At 66.8% G+C, this 374-nt stretch carries 1 protein-coding gene; it reads right to left on the bottom strand.

What is annotated here, in order from left to right; all coding sequences use genetic code 11:
• The coding region (locus FLO80_RS24245; RefSeq protein WP_223145565.1) for a hypothetical protein at positions 1-272 on the bottom strand (272 nt) is incomplete at its 3' end.
• Positions 273-374 lie beyond the last annotated feature (102 nt).

Genomic DNA, 374 nt, shown 5'->3' with positions numbered 1-374 from the left:
TCGGTGTCGGACATCGGCGGCAGGACTTTCTGGAACCAGGCGAACAGCGGACCGCTGAGCACGCGCCGGCGCAGGTCGGGCAGGGCGAGGGGAAGCGCCACCGCCAGCCAGAGCAGCCAGAAGACCAGCAGCAGCCAGCCGGGCGCGTGGCTGAACACGCCCATCAGGATCAGGTAGGCGGCGCTGATGCCGAGCGCGGGAGCGGGGGGGGTACGCCGATGGGCGAGGTAAGCGACACCGAGTACCAGTACGACTAACCAGAGCAACAACATGCGGAATCCTCCATGAAGACGCCAGGCGGCGTCTCGAGCTTAGCCCGTTTGCCGCCGTTTGGCGGCAGGGCCGGTCAGCTTGGCCGGTTTGTCACGTTATAG

It is taken from the genome of Aquicoccus porphyridii (assembly GCF_008369105.1).
Taxonomy (GTDB): domain Bacteria; phylum Pseudomonadota; class Alphaproteobacteria; order Rhodobacterales; family Rhodobacteraceae; genus Aquicoccus; species Aquicoccus porphyridii.
The sequence above is the reverse complement of the archived record's forward strand: the minus strand, read 5'-3'. Positions and strand labels throughout refer to the sequence as shown.